Raw genomic sequence first — 24893 nt, forward strand, 5'->3', positions numbered from 1 at the left:
TTTATCAAAAAGTGATGTATTGCGTCTTGTGATTTATGGCAATTTTGTCACAACAAAGTAGTAGATTGGCGCAACGCAAAGTGTTCGTGGCGAATTTCACGTTTTTAGTGACACCAACGAAAACGTGAATTGAACCATCGAAAGCTATTTGAAGTACATCCATTTGCTATACTAATTTTAAATCACCTTGCACCATTCCTTAATTATGAGTTATAATTATGACCAGTTACTAATAATTGATAGTAAGAAAGCAGAGGGGTTGCTATATGAACGCAGGTATTATAGGTTTAGGCAGATACGTTCCTGAAAAGGTCGTGACGAATTTTGACTTAGAAAAAATTATGGATACGTCGGATGAATGGATTCGAACTCGTACCGGAATTGAAGAACGTCATTTTGCTGCAGATAATCAAGAAACTTCAGATTTAGCAGTAGCTGCTGCGAAAGATGCTATAGCCAAAGCAGGTATTACGCCTGAAGAAATAGGATTAATACTTGTAGCAACTGTAACGCAAGATCAAACATTTCCTAGTGTAGCATGTATGGTTCAAGAGCAAATTGGTGCGGTAAATGCAGCAGCAATGGACCAAGCAGCGGCTTGTGCAGGATTTATATATAGCCTAGTGACAGCAAAACAATTTGTAGAATCAAATGCTTATAAATATGTCTTAGTAGTAGGTGTTGAAAAGCTGTCAAAAGTCATTAATTGGGAAGATCGTAATACGGCCGTTTTATTTGGTGATGGTGCTAGTGCTGCCATTGTTGGCCCAGTATCAGAAGGTAGAGGGATTTTATCATTTGAGCTTGGGGCAGACGGCACAGGCGGCAAACATTTATATTTAACGCAACAGGATACAATTGCGATGAACGGTCGCGAAGTATTTAAGTTTGCTGTACGCCAAATGGGTGAATCAGCAGTAAATGTATTAGATAAAGCAGGTTTAACAAAAGAAGAAGTTGATTTTTTAATTCCGCATCAAGCGAATATTCGAATTATGGAATCGGCACGTGAACGTTTAGCATTACCAGCGGAAAAAATGTCAAAAACGATTCACAAATATGGCAATACATCGGCTGCTTCTATAGGTATTTCTTTAGTAGAAGAGCTTGAAGCAGGTAAGATAAAAGATGATGATCTATTAGTACTTGTCGGTTTTGGCGGTGGCTTAACATGGGGTGCCGTTGCATTAAGATGGGGAAAATAAAAACGATAATTGCTTGAGAGGAGTAAGACAATGAGTAAACGACGAGTAGTAATTACAGGAATTGGCGCAGTAACACCACTAGGTAATAGCATCGAAGAAACATGGGCAAACATTAAAGCTGGTAAATCAGGCGTTGGTGAATTAACACGCTTAAATAAAGACCTATTCGCTGCAAAAATCGCGGCTGAAGTAAAAGACTTTGATATTGAAAAGTATATTGAACGTAAAGAAGCTCGTAAAATGGATCGTTTCACGCACTATGCACTAGCTGCGTCAATTATGGCGATGGAAGATGCACAGCTTACAATCGATGAAGAGTTAGCGCCGCGTGCAGGTGTATGGATTGGCTCTGGTATCGGTGGTATGGAAACATATGAACAGCAATTTCTCACATTCCAAGAGCGTGGCGCACGTCGTGTTAGTCCATTCTTTATACCAATGATGATTCCAGATATGGCTTCAGGTCAAGTGTCTATCCACTTTGGTGCGAAAGGAATCAACTCTTGTTCAGTAACAGCTTGTGCATCAGGTACGAACTCAATCGGTGATGCATTTAAAGTAATTGAGCGTGGAGATGCAGATGTGATGATTTCTGGTGGAGCTGAATCACCAATCGTGACGATGGCAGTTGCAGGCTTCTGTGCAAATACAGCGTTATCTTTAAATACGGATCCTCAAACAGCTTCTCGACCATTTGATAAAAACCGTGATGGCTTTATTATTGGTGAAGGTGCCGGAATTGTTATTTTAGAAGAATATGAACATGCAAAAGCACGTGGCGCAAAAATTTATGCAGAAGTTCTTGGCTACGGTTCAACTGGCGATGCACATCATATTACTGCACCAGCCCCAGAAGGTGAAGGTGCTGCACGTGCCATGACGCAAGCATTACAAGATGGTGGCGTAGACCCTTCACAAGTAGGCTACATTAATGCACACGGAACAAGTACACCATACAACGATTTATTTGAAACACAAGCTGTAAAAAAGGCATTTGGTGAACATGCTTATAAATTAGCAATGAGTTCTACTAAATCGATGACAGGTCACTTATTAGGTGCTGCTGGTGGTGTTGAAGCTATTTTTACAGCACTAGCATTGAAAGAGGGCATTTTACCTCCAACAATTAACTTAACAGAGCCAGACCCTGAGTGCGATTTAGATTATGTACCAAATGAAGCGCGTAAGGCGAACATTGAATATGCAATGAGTAATTCTCTTGGTTTTGGTGGTCATAACGCAAGTCTATTATTCAAAAAAATAGAGGAATAATGAAAAAACGTCAGCCTAATTTACAAGGCTGACGTCTTTTTTTAAAAGTTAGCGAATAGAAAAGAAAGTAAGAAGAAATAGAAAGGATGCCGTTTATTTGTTTCGTCTTTTTATATTTTTAATGAGCTATGGCTTAATGATACTTTCTATCGGCAATTTAATTTTATATTTGAACTATCGGACACTTGGTTATTCTTGGTCAGTAGTCTTAAAATTCATCATGCATACAACGGAATTTTATATCGCCATTGGAGCTTGCATTGTACTTTGTAGTGTTGTGCTCGATTTTGGTTTCGATAAAACAGCGAATCTTAAAGATAAGGCTTGAACGTCACAGGAATGGCCAAGGCTTCTGCTACTTTTTTGGCCAAGTCTTCACCTTGTACATCATGGCTTTTCGCTAAAGTATCCATACCATCAATAAATGAATCTGTTTCAAGGTCGATCCATTCGCCGAAGTTACACATCCATGTTGTCAGCTCCGATAATAGTGTCTCATCTAAAGGAAGTTGCTCTAATTCTAAATTGGCTTGACAATGGCCACACCATAGTGGATCTGCACCAAAATCACCTTCTAATAGAAGGATTTTGATTGGTTGATGACAATGTTCACAGAGCATATGTTAATTCCTCTCTTAGCGGTTTGTGCGGCCTAAGCCCATTGCTTGTTCCATGCGCTTTAAAGTTGCGCTTGCAATAGCGTTTGCTTTTTCTGCACCTTCATCCAAAATAATGTCCAGTTCAGATGACTCTACAAGGTTATAAAATCTTTCTTGAATTGGTGTTAGGTGGTCGATTACTGCTGAAGCGACACCTTGTTTGAAGCCACCATACCCGATGCCTTCATACTTTTTCACCAAATCTTCAATTGCTACACCTGAAATAGCGGATTCAATCGTTAGTAAGTTTGAAACGCCTGGTTTATTTTCAACATCAAATGCCACAATACCATCAGAGTCAGTGACAGCAGATTTGATTTTTTTCTCGATATCTTTCGCTGTATCTAAAAGTTTAATCGTAGCTTTTGTATTTGGATCAGATTTGCTCATTTTTTTTGTAGGTTCTTGTAATGATTTAATACGAGCTCCAGCTTTTGGTAACTGGATTTCAGGAATCGTTAACACTTCACCATAACGTTTGTTAAAGCGCTCTGCAAGGTCACGTGTTAGCTCAATATGCTGTTTTTGATCATCCCCTACAGGAACAATATTCGTGTTATATAATAAAATATCAGCCGCCATTAATGGTGGATAAGTTAAAAGAGCTGCTGAAACAGTCTCTTTACCATGTGATTTATCTTTAAATTGTGTCATACGTTCTAGTTCACCAATAGAAGCGACACATTGTAGCATCCATCCTGCTTGTGCATGAGCCGGTACTTCAGATTGAATGAATAGCGTTGATTTTTGAGGGTCAATTCCAGTCGCAATATAAGTAGCAGCTAAATTACGGATGTTTTGACGTAACTCTTTTGGATCTTGCGCAACAGTAATGGCATGTTGGTCAACGATACAGTAAATAGCATTCCCTTCATGCTGTAGTGCTGGGAATTGCTTGAATGCACCAAGATAATTGCCTAATGTTACAATACCTGTTGGCTGTACGCCTGAAAAAATAGTTGTCATAATAAGTTCCTCCTCGGGGTTCGAAAAAATAAAAAACATCATGCGTCCTCATTAGAATAAACTAATGAAGGGACGAATGATGTTCGAATCCGCGGTACCACCCTGCTTGCCTTAGAAGGCCACTTTGCTTCGTAACGTGAAGGGACGAGCTTTGCTAATGGGATCAAGTGAAGACTTGAACGTTCACAAAGCTAACTCGGAAGTCCATTCCAAATGCATACATGGTCTGTTTCCAGCAACCACAGACTCTCTATACATGTATATTGCAAATGTACTACTCTTCGTCAGCGTTTTTAACTACACTATTTAATGTGTAGAGAGTGTCTTTTTGAAGACAACAATCAAAATACTGTTGACCATCAAGACTGGCGCAAATGCGCTTCTCTTGTTGCACAAAATTATAGTATAAAGACTTAGTTAAATGCAAGCCTGTAAATTCAGTCTTATGACTGAATTTTTTTGTGTTGTAAAAAAAGGAAACCAATTTTATCTAAAATACGTCCTTAATTGTACACGTCTACATGACATTATTCTCGTTTGTGTTTTTTAATTGAGAACAACTAGTTTCGAGAAATTCATGTTTAAAATGACTTGTTACTGGGAATATTATTATTAGTTCATTGGACATGCAAAGAAAGTGAATACTTTATTGAATACATTAAGGTAGTATTAATAGACAGAATATTTTGTAACAAAGTTATATATCCTGTATTCTTTTTTTCCTTGGAACTATATTCAAATACAGCAGAGTGCTGTATAATGGAACTGTAGATTTACATTACATTAATTCTAATTTAAGAAATTGGTTTATAGATAACGAATACAAATAGAAAGGATGTGTCAGTATGATAGTTACTTTATTTACATCACCAAGTTGTACGTCTTGTCGTAAAGCAAAAGCATGGTTAGAGGAGCATGAAATTCCTTATACAGAACGTAATATTTTTTCTGAACCGTTAAGCATTAGTGAAATTAAAGAGATTTTACGAATGACGGAGGATGGAACAGACGAAATTATTTCTACCCGTTCTAAGATATTCCAAAAATTGAATGTAGATGTTGAAAGCTTACCTTTACAACGCTTATATGAATTAATTCAAGAATATCCTGGATTATTACGCCGACCAATAATTTTAGATGAGAAAAGACTTCAAGTAGGCTATAACGAAGATGAAATTCGACGATTTTTACCGCGTAAGGTTAGAGCTTATCAATTACAAGAAGCACAGCGTATGGTGAACTAAAACCCACTTAGACTGCATAGAATGATGTAGTAGGTGTTACAAATGCAAATGCATGTTGTGACATCTATTTTTTTATGCTTTACTTATGTAAAAACCTGCATTCAAAACTAATATTTAATAGGTAAAAGTCATATATTTCCGTAAAAGTATGTTAAACTTGATTTAATACAAATAGTTTACTACAATTTCAATTATTCAAATATCTTCTTTGAAACGGTGTATATCCTTTTCATTTTATGAAAGAACAGCATACAATAGAATTAGAGACAACTGTGACCAAAAAATACGATTGCGGTTGCTCGATGATTTTCTGTAGTGTGGTCAAAGGTTGAAAAACAAAGGAGTATGAAGGTTAAAAACAATGAATCAAAGCATACTAATGAAATAATACTGTTTTTCGACAAATGACAGTGAAGGGAGATGAGGTCTAGTGGACATCGAACGTGTAAATGAAAATACACTCAAGCTCTTTATTACGTACAATGATATAGAGGATCGCGGCTATAGTCGTGAAGAAATTTGGTACAACCGAGCAAAGGGTGAACAACTTTTTTGGGATATGATTGATGAAGTGAACACTGAAGATTATTTTGATGTAGAAGGTCCGATTTGGATTCATATCAATGCGTCAGAAGTAGGCTTAGAAATCATTGTCACACGTGCACATATTTTAAAAGACGGTGAAACATTAGATGGTCATTCAAATTTTGATGAACAAAAAAGTATGTTTGCCCCATTTGACGAAGTTGGAGAGGATCTTCTTAGTCAATTAACTCAATTTGGTGACATGGATGAATCAGAGTTATTTATGGATACAGACATTTATGTTTATAAATTTAAAGATATTGATGAGTTAATCCCCGTTGCAAAACGGATGACAGATGACTTAGTGGATTCCTCATTATTCAAATATGAAGGTAGTTACTATCTTGTAGTAGACTTTGCGAATGCAGACGATGATTTAAATCGTCATGATAAAAACGCGATTATTAAAGAGTTTTTAAGCCCTTCTAATTTCACAATTCATCGCCTTGAAGAATATGGCGAAAAAATTATGGAATACGATTGCTTTGAAACTGTACGAAAATATTTTAGTTAACATCTTCATGCTTCTGACTCTCAGGAGCTTTCAGACTGTAGATATACTCAAAATTGAGTAGACTACAGTCTTTTTTTACGTTTTGAGATAAATGAGGGAAAGAAAAATCAATTTTCAAAGAAAAGCACATCATTAGTTGGCGTATAGAAAAACCTTTACTACAATGAGGCAAAAAGGAGAAGGATAACATGCTTATTGCCTATACAGACAAACAGCAGTTAATTATTTCCTATCAACATTCGAGACAAGCTTTACGACAATTTCGTCAGCAATTACAATTTTTTTGTCCACAATGTCAACAGCCTGTACAATTAAAAATTGGTAAGCAGATTATTCCGCACTTTGCACATATTACTAATGATTGTCATCATCAATTTGCGGAAGGGGAATCCAAGCTCCATTTACAAGGGAAAATTCAATTATTTGAATGGTTGCAGTCACTTGGGCATACAGTAGAGCTGGAGCCATTTTTAAGAAAGCTATCACAAAGGCCCGATTTACTACTGCAAGGTGAACATCATCGGATTGCCATTGAATATCAATGTAGTGCGATAACAAAAGAAAACTGGCAACGGCGTACAGAAGGATATGAAAAGCATAACATTCAAGCATTATGGCTTTTTCAAACACCACAGAAAAAATATACTACAAATGCTATTCAAAAAATTAGAATTTCCCCTATCCATCAAAATGCAATTACTTATTCATCCAACAATATACAGTATTTAGTTACATATGATGCGAGAGCAGCAAAATTTAATTATTGGACGAATCTACTTTATGTTCACGGGCATACTTTTATAGCGAAAGTACTCTCTATTCCACTCAACAATCAGCAATTCCCATTTTATGAGCCAAAGCCGATTACACATGAATCATTTACTATATACAAGGAGATGTATATAAAATGGGGTCAACAGTATGTAATGCAAAAATTATTGCGAAGTCGAAAGGGAGTTCAAGATCGTTTTCTACGTAGTTGCTATGAGCAAAATTTTCCTCTGAATGCACTGCCACATTACATTGGTATACCTGTTAAAAATGCACAGGCTATTCCGATGTTCTCAATTGAATGGCAAGTGATTTTATTAGATTTTTGCAGGAAACGACAGTTGCTACCGTATGAGTTAAGAAAAGAAGATATTCGACTGTTTCTAAAGCTTCTCAATGTAGAGCCAACAGAATTAGGCGTGCAAGCTGTTGAAAACTATGGAAACTTGTTAGGTCATAGATTTTCTGGAAAAGATTACGCTAGTGCGATATGGAAGCGAGTATATACCAATTTGTACAATCAACCATCTGTTTAAATTCCTTTATGGAAGTAAGGAGCTCATGTATCGCTATGGATAATCAAACTGGGATTTTGATGAGTTGAGCTACAGGGTATTATTTGCAATTGTCGCAATATATTGAGAAAATATGAGAGTACAGGAAAGTCATATATAAAGGGGGCTGGCTCATGGCTAGTAACAATAATCGAGTTTTAATGAGAAATGAAATACCGGTAGAGTTAACTTGGCGATTGGAAGATATTTTTGCAACGGATACACTATGGGAAGAGGAATTTAAGAAAGTCGCAGAACTTTCGAAAGAGGCATCTAGCTATGCGGGTACTTTAAAAAATGGTGCAGATGCCTTATTAGCTGTACTAACTTATTACGATAAAATTTATCAACGTACAATGAAACTCTATACGTATGCGCATATGCGATATGATCAAGATACAACGAATAGTTTTTATCAAGATATGAATAGTCGAATTCAAACGTTAGCGACAAATATTTCAGCAGCACTTTCATTTTTAACACCTGAAATTTTATCACTAAGCGAAGAAACAATTGAATCCTATTTAGCTGATAATCAGGATTTACAATTATATAAGCAATCATTAAAAGAAATTTCAATGACCCGTCCGCATGTTCTACCAGCAGAACAAGAAGCATTACTTGCACAAATGGCAGAAGTGACAGGCACTGCTTCGAATACATTTAGTATGTTAAATAATGCGGACTTAGTTTTCCCTACAGTTAAAAACGAGGATGGGGAAGAAGTCCAACTAACACATGGTAATTACATTAAGTTTTTAGAAAGTAAAAATCGATCCGTACGTGAAGCAGCATTTAAAGCGATGTATGAAACGTATGGTCATTTTAAAAACACATTCGCTGCTACATTGACAGGTAATGTAAAAAAACACAATGTGAGTGCACGGGTGCGTCATTATGAATCGGCGCGACATGCGGCATTGTCCAATAACTTTATCCCAGAAAGTGTCTACGATCAGTTAGTAGAGACTATTCACAAGCATCTACCAACTATGCAACGTTACATTGCATTACGTAAAAAGTTATTAGGTGTGGATGAGTTGCATATGTGGGATTTATTTACACCTCTTGTTCAAGAAGTAGATATGAAAGTTCCGTATGAGGAAGCTAAAGATATTTTAGTGAAAGCGTTAGCTCCACTCGGTAAAGAATATCAAGAAATTGTCCAAAGTGGTTTCGATAATCGTTGGGTTGATGTTAAAGAAAATAAAGGTAAACGTAGCGGCGCGTATTCATCAGGTGCTTACGGTACGAATCCTTATATTTTAATGAACTGGCAAGACAATGTGGATAATTTATTTACATTGGCGCATGAGTTTGGGCATAGTGTCCACAGTTATTATACTCGTAATAACCAACCTTTCGTTTACGGAGATTATTCCATTTTCGTGGCAGAAGTGGCATCTACATGCAATGAGGAACTATTGAATGATTATCTGTTGAAAACAATAGAAGATCCGCAGCAAAAAATATATTTATTAAACCATTGGCTGGACGGTTTCCGTAGCACCGTGTTCCGTCAAACAATGTTTGCAGAATTTGAACATTTAATTCATCAGATGGATAAAAACGGAGAATCGTTAACAGCGGAACGTTTAACGGAAGTGTATTATAATTTGAATAAGCAATATTTCGGTGAGGATATGGTAGTTGATGAGGAAATTGGTTTGGAATGGGCTCGCATTCCACATTTCTATTACAATTACTACGTCTATCAATACGCTACTGGTAAATCCGCAGCTACGGCATTAAGTAAGCAAATATTAGAGGAGGGCGCCCCTGCTGTAGAACGTTATATTAATAACTTCTTGAAAGCTGGATGCTCTGATTTCCCGATTGAAGTGCTTAAGGCTGCAGGTGTTGATATGAATGTAGCAAAACCTATTGATGATGCTTGTAAAGTATTTGAACAACGCTTAAATGAATTGGAAAAATTATTGTTGAATAATTAATAAGTATGGCTGTAGTAACATTACTACAGCCATTTTCTATTTTATGCAGAAATTGGCTTTCGAGAAAAAAGTAAATAATAATGTTTTTCTTTGATTTACAAATGATTAAAAGTTTCCATCTTGAAAAAATACTGTACTGTAATCGCTTTCTATATGACAAATTTGTGAATCTAAAGCAGGATACATTGCTAAATTTATTATTCCATGATAAAGTGAATCTTGTGAAATAAATCACAAAACAAACATACACCCCTTTGTTTGAACGTGAACATTTCTCCCATCCCCTTTGTGAAAAAGAGGCGTCTCTATCTGTCGAGGATAGTGGCGCCTCTTTTATTATAGTTCTTTCCTGCTAATTCTATATATATTCCATGTCTTTTGTAGTTTTTTTCTTAGCGTCTTTTTTAACTAAGGTGGATAGATTGATATTCACTTAATGATAAGACGAAAGATGGAATCTTGTTGCCTTCATATAATGTTTTAGACGCACTGCCTTTGACCTACAATAGGCACTTCCTATAATCAAAGATTATGACGTTATGACATAAAAAAAAGAATAGGACTCAGTTATAGAATGGTTGAGTTCCTATCCTTTTGGAATAAAAGTATAATTGCATTATTTAATACGCCACAGTGTAGCGTGATCTGTTTGAATACGTTCAATCTTTTGTTGTAGCATACGTTTTTTTAATTCACGTTCTGCTGCTTGTTCTGTTAAGGAATAAATAAAGGCTATGTCATTTGTAGAAAGTGTATGGTACTTTAAAAATAATTCTTCAATAGTTGGTAACGGTTGGCGAATTAACTGTTCATTCATCATTTCTTGTAAAATATGTTCATAAACTCCATAGTCATAGCTACCGCTCACTTTAAGCCCTTCATCCTCAATGCACTCATTGAAAAATACAATACTAGGTACTTCATCAACTTCCATTTCTCTTTTTATATAAAGGTCGCATTGGAATGCACGTGCAGCTTCTTTTGAACCAAAATCGACTGTGAATTCATTCATATCTAACTGTACTTCCTCTGCAATTTTTAACAGTGTTGCATAGGAATTTACATCTTGATAATTCAGTAAAACATATTCTTGTAATTTCGACAAATAACGAGCGCCTGAACGTTTACCCTGTAATTCTGCCGCTTTTATGGCAATAGAGGGTAACACAGGGTGATTAATATCCAGTTCAATACCTGATTCGCAGCCTTTCATGCGCTTACTCAAACAATTAAGTGAAGAGAGCTCTGTGCTTAACACAAAGCGCCATGAGAAATAATGATTATACTCTAGTTGGAGTTTACGAATGATGGATTGCATACTAAAAGCTTCAGGACAAAGTGGATCTACGAAAATATACAATTCAATTGGCTTATTGGCAGTAGAAATCGTTGGTGTTGGTTCTTGCAACATTTGAATATTATTCACGTAATAATTCCCCCTCATCGTCATTAGGTGTATTAATCATGTGATGAGCTGTTAATACTAAACGTTGGTAGTAGGTTTCACGGAACTTCCCTTCCAAACCAACCTCATCCATCGCTTCGGCCATACATTCTAGCCAAGCTTGGGCACGATCAGGTGTGATTGGAAAATTCATATGACGCGCACGCATCATTGGATGTCCATGCTCTTCTGTAAAAAGATTTGGACCCCCTAAATATTGTGTTTGAAATTGAATTTGTTTGCGGGCTGTCTCTGTCAAATCTTTAGGGAAGATTGGCATAAGATCAGGATGCTGTGCAACTCTTTTATAGAACGCATGTATGAGTTCAGAAAGTTTTTCAGCTCCAAGCTCCTCATAAGGAACAGTGTATTTTCGACTCATAAGTAAATGCTCCTTTTATTCTTTATAAGAAGTATATCGTAAAGTACAAATTAATATGTTCATGTACCATTTTATCTAATACTTTGTTGAATTGAAAAATGTGAATATCTTGTGACTACCTTCATTCTATCAACGTCCATTCGTTTACACAAACAAAGAGCACTTTGGAAATGTTTTCGATAGAAAAGCACAAATTTCACCAACGAGGGTGAAATTTGCTGAAAAGGACTGTAATTACAGGCTTTATGCGATTTAAACAGTGTAATAATTCATCACTTTTTTGACATAATTCTGCGTTTCTTTAAATGGTGGAATGCCATTATATTTTGTTACGCGAGAAGCTCCAGCATTATAAGCGGCCAAAGCCAGTGTTGGATCATTATCAAATTTATCGAGCATTTGGCGTAAATATTTGGCTCCCGCCATAATATTTTGCTCGGGATCAAATGAATTTGTTACACCTAAATATTGGGCTGTCTTAGGCATTAATTGCATTAAGCCTTGTGCGCCTGCATGACTAACAGCGAATGTGTTAAAGTTGGACTCTTGCTTGATAACGGCAGCAATAAGCTTAGCTGGTACATTATAGGTAGCCGCAGCCTTATCAATAATAGCGGCATATTGGTTGGCTCCAGCAAGTGAATTTGCATAGGCAGTCGAGCCAATCACATCGTCTGATACATAGGAATCTAGCTTAGTGCTGGCTTGCATGTTTGATAATGTTGCTTGGAGAGAGGCGGGAATATACACAGAATTCGTTCCATTATAGAGCAATGATTGGAGCGAATTATTTGTATTTCCACCAGTCATACCTGTTAAGCTACTAAGTTGGTCCATAAAGTTGGCGGAGCCTGATGAACTCATGCCAAGGAGGCTAGATAATTTTGCGTTGTTCGTTGTTGTCGCATCACCTAACATTTCTTCAATCATATCAGAAAAGATAGAATTGCTGTTTGTGACAGAATTTGGTGAAGTATTTCCCGTAGAACCTAATGTTTGTAGTGCTTGGATTTCAAGCATAGTTCTCAAAGATTGGATATCCAATGAGCTGGTCACCCTTTCGTATTGTAATAAGCATTATTGTTGTTTAGTTGATTGTAAAGCTTTCATAAAGCGTGCAATTTTTTTTTCAGCAATTTGTTTTTTAATATCGTATTGCTGTAGAAATTCGTCGAAGATTGCTTTTCCTTTTATTTCATCTTTTGATTCATATTCTACCTCATAATCGTCACACTGCAAATAGAAAGAATGATCAAATACAAGAAGTCCGTCTTTATAAGGAATTTCGACACGGTCCGTTGTAAGGGAACCAAACACGGCTAATTGCTTTAATGCAATGTTGTGTGACGCTAGTCTTTTTGCGACTTCTGGTGCATAAAAGCCTTGACCTGCAAGCATTTTTTCAGCTTGTGCAGCGGTCAATTCATCGGTTGTTTCTAGATGTGTATGATTTGAAGTTTTCTCTTTTAATGTACATTCATAATAATTGTTAATCATGCGGATACGTAACCCACTTTGCAAATTTCGAATAGCATTAGTAGGGGTGTCGAAATAATGATTTGTTTGACGATGAATAGCATTTTTTTGGATTTGGAATTTTTCTAGCAATTGCTCATATTGTTGTTTTGTTAAAATATTTTTAAACTCAATTTCAAGTTGTTGTGCCATATATGTTCATCCTTTTTTATTAATTTACTTGCGTCAACGGAAGTCCGCTACTTCTATTAAGTGTGTGTTGCCAAACTATAATTTGATTGGGAGGGGCTTCTACCCCTACTGTTGTCATCGATATTTAACTGGAGCTTTTTTCACGCAGAAATGATAAAGCTCGGGACGCACTTAAGCGAATAACGTCATTGGTTTTTAGCTGAAGTTTGCTTGTTGTTTTGCAATTACACACTGCAACTATTTACCCCATATGCTAAAATAAGAGGAAGAGAACGACGAAAAGGGGACCCACATTTGCGTAAAATATATACTATAGAATCATTTTATTTTGAAAATCAGCAACCTCATTTTAGTTTAAACGACAATCATAAAAATTTACAGCTAAAGCCTGCTGCCCAAGTAATTGCAGATTCAGATGATTTTGCATTTATCTATTTACTGGATGCAGGAGAGGACTATCATTACTTGCGTTTTCCACAAAACAGTTGGGACAATCTTGTACATATTTTACAAGCCAAACAAAACCCAATGTTAAAAGTAGATGGGGAAGTAATTGAACTGACAAATTTTTACGAGGAATTGGAAATGCTCGTGTATAATATTGAAGGAAATTACAATTACGGAGCAGAATTTGTTCAAGCAGTGGAACAACACTTCAAGGCAGTTCTCGCTGATTAAAAAAGACAAAACGAACAGTCGGTGTTGGTTTTGTTCGATACCGAATGTCGGGAGGTTTTAGCGATGGGACAATGGGAGATTTTTTTAAGTCCTTATAAACAAGCAGTAGATGAGTTAAAAATAAAATTAAAAGGTATGCGTTCTCAGTTTGGCATTGTCAATGCAAATTCACCAATCGAATTTGTGACAGGACGAGTAAAGCCACTGGCAAGCATTTACGATAAAACGCTAGAAAAAGGACTAGCCTTTGAACCGTCGAAGCAACTTGGCGACGAGCTTGGTGATATTGCAGGTGTTCGTATTATGTGTCAATTTGTAGATGATATTTCGACGGTGACAGAGCTAATTCGACAACGTAAGGATATGCGCGTAGTGGAAGAGCGAGATTATATTACCCATAATAAGCCAAGCGGTTATCGTTCATATCATATGATTGTAGAATACCCCGTTGAGACCATACAAGGAAAAAAAGTAGTGCTAGCAGAGATTCAAATTCGTACATTAGCTATGAATTTTTGGGCATCAATAGAACATTCGCTAAATTATAAATATAAGGGCATGTTTCCCGAGGAAATAAAAAATCGTCTACAAAGTGCAGCAGAGGCAGCCTTCCGGTTAGATGAAGAAATGTCTTCGATTCGTAGTGAAATTCAAGAAGCACAAGCCTATTTTAGTGAATTTAAAGAGGCATCGAATCCTAGTTTACTATCAGAGAAGGAGCGTGACTCACAATGAAATTTTCTATTCAATCACGTAGAGATGCACAATCAAATGAATTAATGGAGCTTGCAAAAACATATTTGCAAGATTTTGGATTGACATACGATGAAGAGACACCTGAAATTGTCGTATCGATAGGTGGGGACGGCACGCTATTACATGCTTTCCATCGTTACTCACATTTGCTAGATCAAGTTGCATTCGTCGGTATTCATACAGGTCATTTAGGTTTTTATGCGGATTGGAAACCTTCAGAACTAGAGAAATTAGTGCTATCGATTGCCAAAAAAGATTTTAATGTTGTGGAGTATCCCTTATTAGAAGTAAAAGTGGAACATCATAATGCAGAATCGAATACTTATTTAGCACTAAATGAAGCGACCGTGAAATCGCCAGATGTTACCCTTGTGATGGATGTTGAGTTAAACGGAAATCAGTTTGAGCGTTTCCGTGGGGATGGCCTTTGTGTTTCGACACCATCAGGTAGCACAGCTTATAACAAAGCTTTAGGGGGAGCCATTATCCATCCTACATTAGCAGCACTTCAAATTACTGAAATTGCTTCTATAAATAATCGCGTCTTCCGAACAGTGGGCTCGCCACTAATTTTACCAGCTCACCATCACTGTATTTTACGCCCAGTGAACGATCAAAACTTCAATATGACAGTGGATCATCTACAAGTCACACAAGGAGATGTGAAATCCATTGCTTTCAATGTAGCAAATGAAAGGGTTCGCTTTGCACGCTTCAGACCGTTTCCATTTTGGGAACGTGTGCATGAGTCATTCGTTGCAAATGAGTAATCGCGATACACGTTTTACACTTCAATTTCAAGCTGAAAAGGATGGGCAATTGCTACGTGAGGCTTTAGCACAATGGCAAATATCGAAACGTGCTTTAACAGCTATTAAGTTTGATGGGGGCTTACTATCGGTCAATGGTATCGAGCAAAATGTACGTTACCCCCTTCACAAGGGAGATCAGGTAGAAATAAAATTCCCACCAGAAGAGAAAAGTGATGGACTCACAATTGAATATGGTGCGCTGTCGATTATTTACGAGGATGAGGCTTTGTTAGTGCTTGATAAACCAGCGCATCAAAGTACAATTCCATCCCGTGAGCATCCATCAAAAAGTGTGGCTAATTTTGTTTGTGGCTATTTTGAACAACAACGTTTAGCCTCCACCGTCCATGTTGTGACAAGGCTTGACCGTGATACATCAGGCTTGTTATGTATTGCCAAGCATGCACATATCCATCATTTAATGGGTTTAGCGCAACGCAGTGGTAATGTGTCGCGTGAATATGAAGCAATTGTACATGGACATTTAACAGAGGATAGGCAGTCTATCATTGCGCCCATTGGTCGAAAAGAATCTAGTATTATTGAACGTGAGGTACGGGAGGATGGCCAATTTGCGCATACGGATGTGACCGTCTTACAGCGTTTTACTGTTCAAGGTGAACCGATGACGCATATTCGCTTAAAATTGCATACAGGACGAACACATCAAATCCGCGTGCATATGGCTTATGTAGGTCACCCGCTTATAGGCGACGAATTATATGGGGGGAGCCGTAATTTGATAGATCGGCAAGCATTACATTGTGTATCGTTGTCTTTGCACCATCCATTAACAAATGAGAAGCAATCTTTCACAAGTATGTTAAAAGATGATATGCAACAAATATTAAAAAATTGAGGAGGTGTTCGCAAAAACGAGCATCTCTTTATCATTTTTACTATTAAATAGTATCTTAATAGCATGTTAACAGAAAAATAAGCAATTGTAGGGTATAGTAAAGAAGAAAGTTGTTTTTATCTAAAAAAAGAGTTTGCACAAACAGTGCATGCACACTATTATATAAAAGGTAGATTTGCATCAATGAACGTAAAATAATTTCAACGCTCGGAAGGAGGGGACAAGCATGATAGAGGAAAGAAATGAAAAGGATGATGTGCAATTCGACGAGGCACATTTACGTGGTATGCTAGAAAACAATGAAATTAACGCATTCCGTGATGAGTTTTTAGAACTTCATCCATATGATCAGGCAACGTTTTATGAAAAGGTGGAGCCTGATATAAGGAAGATCATCTATTCGTACTTGTCTCCGACGGAAATGGCTGATATTTTTGAGGCAATCGAAATAGATGATGATGAATATAAAGCGTATTTAGCTGAGATGGATCCAGCATATGGTGCAGAAATGCTGTCCCATATGTATGCTGATGATGCTGCAGACGTTTTAAATGAGTTGGATACAAAGCAACGAGAAAGCTATTTAGGCATGATGGATGTAGAAACAGCTGAAGAGATTAATGAGCTTTTAAGTTATGATGAATATACAGCTGGTTCTATTATGACAACTGAATACGTAGCTATTCCTGAAAATTCAACTGTTCGTTCTGCAATGGCGATATTGCGTAAAGAGGCACCAAATGCCGAAACGATTTATTATATATTTGTTGTGGATGAGGCACATCGACTAACAGGGGTTATTTCACTCCGCGATTTAATCATTGCTGATGAGGATACACTTATTCGCTCGATTATGAATGAACGAGTTGTAATGGTGCATGTGGGTGATGACCAAGAGGAAGTAGCACAAATTATGAAGGATTATAATTTTCTAGCAACACCTGTTATTGGTGATCAAGGTGAGCTTTTGGGGATTATTACTGTCGATGATATTATCGATGTTATTGATGAGGAAGCATCTGAAGACTACTCGAAATTAGCTGGTATTTCCGATATGGATAAATTTGATACTAATCCTTGGCAAGCAGCAAAAAAACGTTTGCCCTGGCTTGTTATTTTATTGTTTTTAGGTATGCTAACAGCGAATTTAATGGGGCAGTTTGAAGATACATTAGATAAAGTAGCGTTGCTTGCAGTCTTTATTCCGCTTATTTCAGGTACTTCGGGGAATAGTGGCACACAAGCACTTGCAGTTGCCATTCGTGGTATTGCGACAGGTGATGTCGAAGAACATAGCAAAATGAAGCTGTTACTTCGAGAAGCGGGTACTGGCATCTTAACGGGAATTGTTTGTGGCCTGATTGTTATTGGTATTGTATATATATGGAAAAGTGAATTAATTTTAGGTATGCTTGTTGGTGCAGCAATTTGTGGTTCGATTTTAGTGGCAACACTTGCTGGCTCATTTATCCCATTATTAATGCACCGTATGAAGATTGACCCAGCTGTTGCATCGGGTCCGTTTATTACAACATTAAATGATATTACGAGTATTTTAATTTATTTAGGACTAGCGACAATGTTTTTAAGTCAGATAGGCTAAGAACCAATTTCTTTTCTTTTGCATATTGTAGGGAAAAAAGGGAAGTGATAATTGTGGAGCGAGAGCCACGCCTATATATAAAGTCACCAACTTATTTCTTAAACATTTCTAAAATGCTACATGAATTGGATTTGGATGAAAGTACGTCTGTCTATGTAAAAGATCAAGATCATTACGACAGTGAGTCGAGTCTAGATGAAGCGGTACCTAAATTAGTAACAGAACAAGTAAATGAAGAAGTAAACGAAGAAGTGGACGAATATATTATAAAACAGCTACAGTTTTTAGAAAAACCGTTTCGTCAAAAAGCTTATCAACCATTATTAATCACTTTAAAGGATGGTAGAAGACTAAGTGGAACTGCTTCAGATATGCAAATGGATTCCTTGCTGTTGACGTCTAAGGAGTTTAATACACAAGAAATTATTTACTTCGAGGATATTGAACAAATATTATGGCGGGGAAGACAATTGCCAATATTATAAAAAAAGTGTACAGCAGAGGATGCTGTACACTTTTTTTTTATGTGTAGTGTGTCAAAGGAGAAAGACTTAATTACAAATCCCTAAGTCAACATCAGCGATACATTGAACAGCGCAGAAACAAGATAAATCCACAGTGATACAGCTATCAGTAGAGTTCCAATCATCTACTTTACAAATTTTCTTCATATTTACGCAACAGCCGTCACGACTTAATAAGTCTACAGTGCTTTCAGTAGAATCATAAGTACATAATGGTTCTAAAACGCGTAAAGTAGCACAGCATTCATCAAACATATCTTCGACACGGAAAAATACTGATGTACATTTACATGGATCTGCTGATGGTGAGCTAAAGAATGCTTTAAATGGAGTACCGTCTTTTGTAATTAGCATGAATACGCGTGTATCTGCCGCTGAGCGTGCAGGACTCACGATCCCGCCTAGTGGTTCTAAGAAACAGTTTGCTGTACATGGGGAACACTCATCTCGCACCGCTTGATTTTGAATATCTAAAATTGCACGCACCACGTCACAAACGCAGCCTGCTGAATGGATAGGTCCAATAGGATTTGTTGGTTTACCACAACCCATATTGTCACCTCCTTTCCTTCTAACTACTTCTACAATATGTGCTTTTGAAAAATGGACTCGGGCTTTCGTTTACTTATTCAAATGAATAGTTTTTTTATGTGTGGAGAAACTGTTAAGAAAAGGAGGGTAAATACTTGAGGTTATTAGGAATGATGTTGCCTCTGTTAGTCTGTATGACATTGCTGATTGGATGCACGGAAAAAGAAAAATTTATTGTTTATGGTTCTCCACAAAATGAAGCAGAGCTTGAATCGGTATTAAAAGAAGAAAAAGCGGTTGAAAAATCAACGGTTATTCAACATGACGATAAAATGCTTGTGGCTGTGCAAATTAAACCTTTGAAAAAATGGAATAAGACTAAATTAGAGAAGAAACTCCAAAAGAAGTTTGATGAAAAGTATCCTAACAAAGAAGTTTTCGTTTCAGCCGATTATAAAATATTTTATGAAGCCAATAAAATAAAAAAGGACCAACTTGAAGATAATAAACTAAGCAAAAAAATTACGGAGCTGCAGAAGCTGGCAAAGGAGGAAACATAATGGAAAAAGAGCAATATCAACAGCTAGAACAAAACATAACACCAACGCCCCCCTACTTAAAAAATGCTGTTAAAGCATTTGTGGTAGGTGGTCTCATTTGTACAATCGGGCAGGCGGTTTCTCTTTTTTATATCGTTTTCTTTAATTTCACAGAAGCAACGGCCGGAAACCCAACCGTTGCAACTATGGTATTTTTTGCAATGATTTTAACAGGCTTTGGTTTATACAAAAGAATTGGTCAATTTGCAGGAGCAGGTTCAGCAGTACCTGTTACAGGGTTTGGGAATGCGGTAATCTCTGCTGCAATTGAACATAGATCTGAAGGTTTAGTCCTCGGTGTTGGCGGTAACTTATTCAAATTAGCTGGATCTGTTGTGTTATTTGGTGTAGTATCTGCATTTTTTGTGGCACTTATTAAATATATCCTTGTGACGATAGGGGTGGTTTCATGGTAATCATCTTTCCATCAAAGCCATCATTGTTAGCAGGAGGCGTAGTAGCAGGACCGTTAGAGGATCGCAGTACTTTCAAACAATATTTTGATACGGTCTACGATGATGAGCGCTGGCAAATGGATACAAATGAACAAGGTCATCGAAAAATGGTTGAAGAAGCCTGTGAATTTGTTATGAAAAAAGGTGGTATTACAACTGGAGAAGTCGATTATTTATTAGGTGGCGATTTAGTGAACCAAATGACGCCTACCAATTTTGCTGCAAGGGAATTAGCTATTCCGTTTATCGGATTATTTTCCGCTTGTGCTACCTCTGTTTCAGCTGTGATTGTAGCTAGCCTTTTAACAGAGCTTGGTGCTGCTAATTATTCAATTGCTGGGGCATCAAGTCAGCACAATGCGATTGAACGTCAATTTCGCTATCCAATCAATTATGGTGCACAGAAACCACAAACGGCACAATGGACTGTCACAGCAGCAGGTTATGCACTGGTTGGTAAACATCGTGAAGATGCTCCTTCTATTGAAGCAGCCACAATTGGTAAGGTCATCGATTATGGCATGGATGATCCATTTCATATGGGTGCTGCCATGGCTCCTGCTGCCTTCCAAACGATTAAGTCTCATTTAGAGGAACGTAAACAAGAAATATATCATTATGATTTAATTTTAACGGGTGATTTAGGACAGCTTGGCTTAAAACTACTTAAAGGAATGCTTGTCGAGAGTGGTATAAAAAATGAGGAGTTAACACTTTTACGCGATGCTGGAGCGGAATTTTACGGTCAAGATGAATCCTTTCAATCGGGGGCAAGTGGAGCAGGCTGTTCAGCGGCTGTTTTTTTTAGTTATGTAATGCAAGAGCTCCGTGCAGGGACATATAAACGAGTGCTCCTTGTGGCGACAGGTGCATTGCTATCTCCACTTTCGTTCCAACAGAAAGAGACCATTCCATGTACGGCACATGCGATAGAAATTACAATGAAATGAGGCAACAGCATGGGTATGACTTTTTTATTTGCATTTATTGTAGGAGGCATTTTCTGCGTGATCGGTCAATTATTAATGGATGTTGGTAAATTAACGCCAGCACATACATTAAGTACGTTAGTCGTTGTTGGTGCAATTCTAGATGGAATGGGCTTGTATGAGCCACTCATCCATTTTGCAGGTGCTGGAGCTACTGTACCTATTACATCATTTGGTAATTCCTTAACACATGGGGCAATGGCTGAAGCGGAAAAACATGGATTAGTAGGCGTATTGACCGGCATGTTTGAAGTCACAAGTTCAGGAATCAGTGCTGCAATTGTTTTTGGCTTTATTGGTGCATTAATTTTTAAACCAAAAGGGAATATTGACTAGACGAATACCCCTCTCTTGTCTGCAACTTTACATATTATAGGTTGTAGAAGGGAGGGGTGCTTTTATGGGATATCAAGGCTGGTGTGCACAACCTTATGGTAATAATGTTGCAGGTGCAAATAGCTGGAACTATTGCGGAGGCAATAACAATAATGGAATGGGCTCAACATTTGTCTTAATTGTTGTCCTATTTATTCTCCTAATTATTGTTGGCGCTACTTTCGTAAGTTAATTAGTCTAGCTATTAAAAAGCTCTAGAGAGTTTTAGATATATAGGCTTTAGCTTTTTTCTGTGAGTATATAAACAACTTACTGAATAAGGTTAGAGCCTCCAACAGTTGTCATTGATGTTTTGTGTACAAAGTTACCGTTTATGAATCATTCGCGACAATAACGTTGAGGTGGAATTGATAGGAGGGGGAACATGCATCGCTCGTTTTTTAATTCGATTGAACAAAAGACAGGCGTATCAATGGATGAAATCTTTGCATTAGCTAATGCAATTCAATATGCTGATTTCACCAATGAAAAACAAGTAAGAAAGATTGTACGTCGTGTAGGTAAGGTGTCTAATAGACAAATTACACAAGAGCTTGAAGATAAAATCGTAAACTCTATTATTCAAGATGGCGCTTCACTAGATTTCGAAAAGCTAGCTAGAATGATGAAATAATGATAAACGTTTGTCTATTTTGGTGTGAGAAAGAGCTCAAAATAGAGAACAGACAAAAGCATAAAAAAAGGTGTTACGACTATGCTTTTAGCATATCGTAACACCTGTTCATTTATATCTCTTTTTCCATTGCTCGATGAGGTATCCCGGCATCCATAAATTCAGGAGATGTTACCGTGTAACCAAGCTTTTCGTAAAAAGGAACAGCGTAGCTTTGAGCATGGAGTTTTAATTTCTTTTGTTGAATGGAAATTGCGAATTTCTCCATTTCTTGCATAATTAAAACGCCAAGTTTTTTGCCCCGCTGACTTTGTAAAATACATACGCGTTCAATTTTTGCAGTATGATCTTCAATGCCACGTAGACGAGCAGCACCAACAGGTTCAATGCCTTCATACATAATAAAATGTGTTGCCGTTGCATCTAAAGCATCACATTCTAAATGAAGCGGAACACCTTGTTCCTCTACAAATACTTTTTTACGCACAGCAAATGCATCAGCATGTTCTTTCTCTGTTTCGACAATCTTAACGTTATACAAAAGTCATTCAGCTCCAGTCAATCGGAATGTTTCATATGTTGTCCATGACCCATCTTCCAATTGGTATAAAAGATGAATACGATCGATACTATCATGTTCATCAACCCCAGTCATGCGGAGTTGCCCAAAAATATCATCATGTTCTGAGTCCGTCATTTTTTGTGCAATCGTGATGTGTGGAACAAAAACATGTTTAGAGTCCCCAAAAGGAATTTGTTCTTCCAGCACACGATGGAATGCTTGTAATTGTTCAGTTGGTTCGATGCGGAAATAAATCGCATTTGTTGTTGGGAAAAACGAACTAATGCGTGATGCATGAATATTTAAAGGTGCGTGTTTAGCAGCAATATCATCTAATTGCTTAACAATAGATTGAATATCGTCTTCTGTTGCATCAAAGCTGTCTTTTAACGTCATATGCGGTGTAATCTTCGCATAATGAGGATCGTAACGTTTACGATACGTGTTTGCTAAATCTTGCAATTTTTTTGATGGAAATGCCACAATTCCGTACTTCATAGTCCATTACCTCCCGAAAATAAACGATTTTTCTATCTAAGTATAACAGAAATTTCAAAATACGTAATTTGAATCGCCTAACATTAATTGAAATTTTCAATTAACGCACGTCTTAAATCAGGTTTCCAATATTTCCATGTATGATTGCCATCAAACTCTTCATAAAATGTAGAGAAGCCTTTACTTAACATTAGATTATGCAACTGTCGATTTGGCGTTAAAAAGTCTTTAACGGTTTTATCCATTGTCACAACTTTATCTTCATTTTTTCCAACGATATGATAAATAGAAATAGCTCCTGGATCTTTAAACTGTTCAACCGCTTTCAGTACATCTTCATCAACATAAGGTGATTGTAAAATAACCTTGCCAAAAATACTTGGATACTTTAATGCAGCCATTAAGGAAGCGGTTGCAGCCATAGAATCACCGATAACTGCACGGCTCATACCCATTTGGTACGTTGCATATTCAGCATCTAAATAGGGAACAAGTTCATGTGCTAAAAAGCGTAAGTAAGCTTCATGTTGCTCACCACTTGGAATATATTTAGTACGGCGATCTTTAATATCTTTGTATGGCACAAATGCAATGATTAAATTCTCGATTTCATAGTCATCGATAAGTTCATCGGCTAGTTTTGTAATACCTCCAAGTTGGAAATAATCTTTACCATCCGAAGCGATGAGAATATTATATTTGTATAGTGGAGAATAATTAGCAGGGACATAAATATATAGCTGTAATTCCTCCTGCAATGCTTCACTATAGAACTTTAAATCTTGTACAGTTCCCTTATCCAATGATGACACTCCTTCATGTGTTTGTGACAAAATTGTACCATATTACGAAAGTAAAGGTATAATAGGTTGGGCTAGCGTTATGTTAGCAAAAAAACTGAAATGAGGGTTAGTTATGCATGATAAAAGTATTCGCGTACAGTCAGAAGAAGTGGCGAAAGCAGCCCAAGCTGCACTAATTCGCCGTGGCGTAGAGTTAGAAGACATTGCTGAGATTGTTTATGAAATGCAAAAATCCTACAATGTAGGCTTAACATTAGAGCATTGTATTCATTCGGTTGAACGTGTATTACGTAAACGAGAAGTCCAACATGCAGTATTAGTTGGAATAGAGTTGGATGAATTAGCTGAAAAAGGGCTATTATCGACACCTCTACAACAAATTATCGAATCCGATGAAGGTTTATTCGGAGTAGATGAAACAATTGCATTGGGGTCTGTGTTTACATATGGAAGTATTGCTGTAACAACATTTGGACATTTAGATAAACAAAAAATCGGTATTATAAAAAAACTCGACACAGAACCTGGACATCATGTTAATACATTTTTAGATGATTTAGTTGCTAGTATTGCAGCTTCGGCAGCATCACGTATTGCTCACCGCATGCGTGATTTAGAAGAAGAAGGCGAAACATTTGCTGATATTGAGCCAGAAGAGCTCGGTCCCAAGCCAAAACCACATAATGAAATTTAATAGCGTATTATCATAAATGCCTTCAATTGAGGGAATTAGAAAGTCGACAAACTCGTATTTTTCAAGTTTGTCGACTCTTTATTTTGTAACGGGCGATCTGAAATTTTTTGTACAAATAGGAAATATTTTAAGCATACTTAAAAGTTTCAGAAGAAAACTAATCAAATCCATTGTGATATTAGTCGACTTTATTGATAATAGAATTAAATAAAGTATTGTATGAAGTAAGAAGAGAGGTACTGAAAATGAGTGATAAAGATATTAAAACGTTAATCACTAGCGGAACAATTATTTTTGCCGTTGTA

The 24893-nt window shown here is 37.0% G+C and carries 30 protein-coding genes and 1 other annotated feature; of the genes, 20 read left to right on the forward strand and 10 right to left on the reverse strand.

The window, feature by feature from the left end; translation table 11 throughout:
* Positions 1-266: 266 nt before the first annotated feature.
* From MHH88_RS03605 to MHH88_RS03615, 3 genes are all read left to right on the forward strand, one after another.
* Positions 267-1205, forward strand: coding sequence for a beta-ketoacyl-ACP synthase III (locus tag MHH88_RS03605; protein WP_024362522.1), 939 nt, complete (start codon positions 267-269; stop codon positions 1203-1205).
* Positions 1206-1235: 30 nt separating this feature from the next.
* Complete coding sequence (gene fabF / locus MHH88_RS03610; RefSeq protein WP_069510579.1) at positions 1236-2477, forward strand: beta-ketoacyl-ACP synthase II; 1242 nt, start codon at positions 1236-1238, stop codon at positions 2475-2477.
* A 97-nt stretch (positions 2478-2574) separates the two neighbouring features.
* Positions 2575-2805, forward strand: a complete 231-nt coding sequence (locus MHH88_RS03615) for a hypothetical protein (protein WP_024362524.1) — start codon at positions 2575-2577, stop codon at positions 2803-2805.
* Here MHH88_RS03615 and MHH88_RS03620 read toward each other — a convergent pair.
* Both MHH88_RS03620 and trpS read right to left on the reverse strand, forming a co-directional pair.
* A complete protein-coding gene (locus MHH88_RS03620; protein WP_339261609.1) occupies positions 2789-3097 on the reverse strand; it encodes a hypothetical protein in 309 nt (102 codons plus the stop codon). The two genes, MHH88_RS03615 and MHH88_RS03620, sit on opposite strands and share 17 nt — an antisense overlap.
* 15 nt (positions 3098-3112) lie before the next feature.
* On the reverse strand, positions 3113-4102 hold the full coding sequence (gene trpS / locus MHH88_RS03625) for a tryptophan--tRNA ligase (protein ID WP_024362526.1): 990 nt from the start codon (positions 4100-4102) through the stop codon (positions 3113-3115).
* Between the two features lie 65 nt (positions 4103-4167).
* Positions 4168-4399: a binding site (T-box leader), on the reverse strand.
* Between the two features lie 551 nt (positions 4400-4950).
* Between trpS and spxA the strand changes: the two genes are divergently transcribed.
* The 4 genes from spxA to pepF all read left to right on the forward strand — a co-directional run bounded on the left by spxA (position 4951) and on the right by pepF (position 9722).
* Positions 4951-5346, forward strand: coding sequence for a transcriptional regulator SpxA (gene spxA, locus MHH88_RS03630; RefSeq protein WP_024362527.1), 396 nt, complete (start codon positions 4951-4953; stop codon positions 5344-5346).
* A 430-nt stretch (positions 5347-5776) separates the two neighbouring features.
* Entirely contained in the window at positions 5777-6445 is a 669-nt protein-coding gene (gene mecA / locus MHH88_RS03635; protein ID WP_069510575.1) for an adaptor protein MecA, read from the forward strand.
* Between the two features lie 188 nt (positions 6446-6633).
* Positions 6634-7752: a competence protein CoiA family protein gene (locus tag MHH88_RS03640; protein ID WP_339261610.1), complete on the forward strand. Its 1119-nt coding sequence runs from the start codon at positions 6634-6636 to the stop codon at positions 7750-7752.
* Positions 7753-7904: 152 nt separating this feature from the next.
* Complete coding sequence (gene pepF / locus MHH88_RS03645; RefSeq protein ID WP_069510571.1) at positions 7905-9722, forward strand: oligoendopeptidase F; 1818 nt, start codon at positions 7905-7907, stop codon at positions 9720-9722.
* 616 nt (positions 9723-10338) lie between these two features.
* On the opposite strand, the gene MHH88_RS03650 is transcribed toward pepF, so the two are convergent.
* The 4 genes from MHH88_RS03650 to MHH88_RS03665 all read right to left on the reverse strand — a co-directional run bounded on the left by MHH88_RS03650 (position 10339) and on the right by MHH88_RS03665 (position 13216).
* Positions 10339-11148 carry a DsbA family protein gene (locus MHH88_RS03650; RefSeq protein ID WP_069510569.1) on the reverse strand — a complete coding sequence of 270 codons (810 nt, stop codon included), beginning with the start codon at positions 11146-11148 and terminating at the stop codon, positions 10339-10341.
* Positions 11141-11548, reverse strand: a complete 408-nt coding sequence (locus MHH88_RS03655; RefSeq protein WP_024362532.1) for a globin — start codon at positions 11546-11548, stop codon at positions 11141-11143. Before MHH88_RS03655 ends, MHH88_RS03650 begins: the two co-directional genes overlap by 8 nt.
* A gap of 252 nt (positions 11549-11800) precedes the next feature.
* Complete coding sequence (locus MHH88_RS03660) at positions 11801-12592, reverse strand: lytic transglycosylase domain-containing protein (protein WP_339261611.1); 792 nt, start codon at positions 12590-12592, stop codon at positions 11801-11803.
* A gap of 33 nt (positions 12593-12625) precedes the next feature.
* The gene (locus tag MHH88_RS03665) at positions 12626-13216 is read right to left on the reverse strand and encodes a CYTH domain-containing protein (RefSeq protein ID WP_339261612.1); all 591 of its coding nucleotides are present in this window, start codon (positions 13214-13216) and stop codon (positions 12626-12628) included.
* A gap of 294 nt (positions 13217-13510) precedes the next feature.
* Between MHH88_RS03665 and MHH88_RS03670 the strand changes: the two genes are divergently transcribed.
* The 6 genes from MHH88_RS03670 (at position 13511) to MHH88_RS03695 (ending at position 18409) form a co-directional block, all read left to right on the forward strand.
* Positions 13511-13894, forward strand: coding sequence for a hypothetical protein (locus tag MHH88_RS03670; RefSeq protein WP_024362535.1), 384 nt, complete (start codon positions 13511-13513; stop codon positions 13892-13894).
* A gap of 63 nt (positions 13895-13957) precedes the next feature.
* On the forward strand, positions 13958-14629 hold the full coding sequence (locus tag MHH88_RS03675; protein ID WP_024362536.1) for a GTP pyrophosphokinase family protein: 672 nt from the start codon (positions 13958-13960) through the stop codon (positions 14627-14629).
* Positions 14626-15420, forward strand: coding sequence for an NAD kinase (locus tag MHH88_RS03680; protein WP_024362537.1), 795 nt, complete (start codon positions 14626-14628; stop codon positions 15418-15420). The genes MHH88_RS03675 and MHH88_RS03680 overlap by 4 nt, the downstream gene beginning before the upstream one ends.
* Positions 15413-16321: an RluA family pseudouridine synthase gene (locus MHH88_RS03685; protein ID WP_339261613.1), complete on the forward strand. Its 909-nt coding sequence runs from the start codon at positions 15413-15415 to the stop codon at positions 16319-16321. Before MHH88_RS03680 ends, MHH88_RS03685 begins: the two co-directional genes overlap by 8 nt.
* Before the next feature lie 226 nt (positions 16322-16547).
* Positions 16548-17924, forward strand: coding sequence for a magnesium transporter (mgtE, locus tag MHH88_RS03690; RefSeq protein WP_069510561.1), 1377 nt, complete (start codon positions 16548-16550; stop codon positions 17922-17924).
* Between the two features lie 53 nt (positions 17925-17977).
* Positions 17978-18409, forward strand: a complete 432-nt coding sequence (locus tag MHH88_RS03695) for a hypothetical protein (protein WP_069510559.1) — start codon at positions 17978-17980, stop codon at positions 18407-18409.
* Positions 18410-18475: 66 nt separating this feature from the next.
* Here the strand turns inward: MHH88_RS03695 and MHH88_RS03700 are convergent, their stop codons facing one another.
* A complete protein-coding gene (locus MHH88_RS03700) occupies positions 18476-19000 on the reverse strand; it encodes a CotY/CotZ family spore coat protein (RefSeq protein WP_069510557.1) in 525 nt (174 codons plus the stop codon).
* Positions 19001-19134: 134 nt separating this feature from the next.
* On the opposite strand from MHH88_RS03700, the gene MHH88_RS03705 reads away from it, so the two are divergent.
* From MHH88_RS03705 to MHH88_RS03730, 6 genes are all read left to right on the forward strand, one after another.
* Entirely contained in the window at positions 19135-19539 is a 405-nt protein-coding gene (locus MHH88_RS03705) for a YhcN/YlaJ family sporulation lipoprotein (protein WP_069510555.1), read from the forward strand.
* Positions 19539-19994: a stage V sporulation protein AC gene (gene spoVAC, locus MHH88_RS03710; RefSeq protein ID WP_069510553.1), complete on the forward strand. Its 456-nt coding sequence runs from the start codon at positions 19539-19541 to the stop codon at positions 19992-19994. Before MHH88_RS03705 ends, spoVAC begins: the two co-directional genes overlap by 1 nt.
* Positions 19988-20983, forward strand: coding sequence for a stage V sporulation protein AD (locus MHH88_RS03715; protein WP_069510552.1), 996 nt, complete (start codon positions 19988-19990; stop codon positions 20981-20983). The genes spoVAC and MHH88_RS03715 overlap by 7 nt, the downstream gene beginning before the upstream one ends.
* A gap of 15 nt (positions 20984-20998) precedes the next feature.
* Entirely contained in the window at positions 20999-21358 is a 360-nt protein-coding gene (gene spoVAE, locus MHH88_RS03720; RefSeq protein WP_339262988.1) for a stage V sporulation protein AE, read from the forward strand.
* Between the two features lie 64 nt (positions 21359-21422).
* Positions 21423-21590, forward strand: coding sequence for a YjcZ family sporulation protein (locus MHH88_RS03725; RefSeq protein ID WP_080653321.1), 168 nt, complete (start codon positions 21423-21425; stop codon positions 21588-21590).
* Positions 21591-21782: 192 nt separating this feature from the next.
* Positions 21783-22031: a stage VI sporulation protein F gene (locus tag MHH88_RS03730; protein ID WP_069510548.1), complete on the forward strand. Its 249-nt coding sequence runs from the start codon at positions 21783-21785 to the stop codon at positions 22029-22031.
* A 112-nt stretch (positions 22032-22143) separates the two neighbouring features.
* Here the strand turns inward: MHH88_RS03730 and MHH88_RS03735 are convergent, their stop codons facing one another.
* The 3 genes from MHH88_RS03735 to MHH88_RS03745 all read right to left on the reverse strand — a co-directional run bounded on the left by MHH88_RS03735 (position 22144) and on the right by MHH88_RS03745 (position 23894).
* The gene (locus MHH88_RS03735; protein ID WP_339261614.1) at positions 22144-22572 is read right to left on the reverse strand and encodes a GNAT family N-acetyltransferase; all 429 of its coding nucleotides are present in this window, start codon (positions 22570-22572) and stop codon (positions 22144-22146) included.
* 3 nt (positions 22573-22575) lie between these two features.
* Positions 22576-23091 (reverse strand): YjcG family protein, encoded by a 516-nt coding sequence (locus MHH88_RS03740; protein WP_024362548.1) that lies wholly within the window; start codon positions 23089-23091, stop codon positions 22576-22578.
* An 83-nt stretch (positions 23092-23174) separates the two neighbouring features.
* Positions 23175-23894, reverse strand: a complete 720-nt coding sequence (locus MHH88_RS03745; RefSeq protein WP_069510542.1) for an alpha/beta hydrolase-fold protein — start codon at positions 23892-23894, stop codon at positions 23175-23177.
* Between the two features lie 112 nt (positions 23895-24006).
* On the opposite strand from MHH88_RS03745, the gene MHH88_RS03750 reads away from it, so the two are divergent.
* Positions 24007-24588 carry a phosphatidylglycerophosphatase A gene (locus tag MHH88_RS03750; RefSeq protein WP_339261615.1) on the forward strand — a complete coding sequence of 194 codons (582 nt, stop codon included), beginning with the start codon at positions 24007-24009 and terminating at the stop codon, positions 24586-24588.
* Positions 24589-24893: the final 305 nt, after the last annotated feature.

It is taken from the genome of Lysinibacillus sp. FSL K6-3209 (genome assembly GCF_037976175.1).
GTDB lineage: Bacteria > Bacillota > Bacilli > Bacillales_A > Planococcaceae > Lysinibacillus > Lysinibacillus sphaericus_D.